Annotated in this window: 2 protein-coding genes; one reads left to right on the top strand and one right to left on the bottom strand. The window is 58.8% G+C overall.

Annotated features, from left to right (window positions below; genetic code table 11):
* Nucleotides 1-103 precede the first annotated feature (103 nt).
* Nucleotides 104-457 carry a hypothetical protein gene (locus tag OC610_RS28055; RefSeq protein WP_264432878.1) on the bottom strand — a complete coding sequence of 118 codons (354 nt, stop codon included), beginning with the start codon at nucleotides 455-457 and terminating at the stop codon, nucleotides 104-106.
* 432 nt (nucleotides 458-889) lie between these two features.
* Between OC610_RS28055 and OC610_RS29830 the strand changes: the two genes are divergently transcribed.
* On the top strand, nucleotides 890-956 hold a 67-nt coding region (locus OC610_RS29830; protein ID WP_408636673.1), incomplete at its 3' end, for a hypothetical protein.

The following is a 956-nucleotide window of genomic DNA, read 5'->3' as shown; positions in this document are numbered from 1 at the left end:
GACTTAAGTGGCTGGGAAAGATCGCAGCCTCGCTTCGCTCGGCAGCTCCTACGGTCGAGCGGGAGCAAGCTTCCTCGCCACCGGGCAGCGGCCGCCTTTGGAGTCAGAGCTGGCTTATGAAGGTTCCCGTGCCCTTGAGGATGTTCTGCAAGGTCAGCTCCAGTTCGACCATGTCCGTCACCTTGGGGTCGTAGGTGATTTCCAGCACATCATCGCCATTGAGCGCATCGGCATCCGCGGCGGCGATTTCGATTTTCAGCCGGGTCGGGCCGAGCGTGACCTTGACGCCTTCCAGCGTCGAAGGCTCGCCGTCGAGGGTGATTTCCAGTTCGTCTTCGTCCGGGTAGCGGCTCATCAGGAACATTTCGCCCTGGGCGTTGTGGCAACAGAGCATGGCCATGTTGTCTTCTTCTTCGTCGCAGGGGTTGGCGATCAGCAGGGCAGTGGTCATTTGCATGGGAGGTTTCCTGGCTCCGATGAGCCTTGCACGGGCAAAAACGCGATTCTGCCAGCCTCGACGATTTTCTGCTGGATTACCACCGCAGGGTGCCGTTTGGCCCTGGGACTGCTAGGGTTGTTCGGTGCACGATGGCTATAACGCTAGCCGATGACCGAATATGTCGCAGCGCTGCAAGCAGGCAGCTTGTCGCACTCGTTAAGCTGCGCAACGGATGTGCACCTGCAAAGGGCATCGCGGAGTGTTTTTTGCAGGTGGTCATTACTTTGAAATTACCTGCAAAAAGGATGTGACCTGCGGGTCTCGTCCAGCTTCACCCACCTGTCATCCTGTTTCCTCTGCCCGAGAATCAGGAACGGGATGGCCGACGGCCCCCGAAAGGGGTTGCACGCGACGCTACCATCAATAACAAGCCCAAGCGGAGTACCACAGATGGCGTTCTTCACCGCAGCCAGCAAAGCCGACTTCCAGCATCAACTGCAAGCGGCACTGGCGCAGC

The organism is Pseudomonas agronomica, assembly GCF_025917275.1.
Taxonomy (GTDB): domain Bacteria; phylum Pseudomonadota; class Gammaproteobacteria; order Pseudomonadales; family Pseudomonadaceae; genus Aquipseudomonas; species Aquipseudomonas agronomica.
The sequence above is the reverse complement of the archived record's forward strand: the minus strand, read 5'-3'. Positions and strand labels throughout refer to the sequence as shown.

Excerpts from the sequence above, each read along its gene's own strand:
- OC610_RS28055 (WP_264432878.1), bottom strand. The coding sequence starts at position 457 with ATGCAAATGACCACTGCCCTGCTGATCGCCAACCCCTGCGACGAAGAA.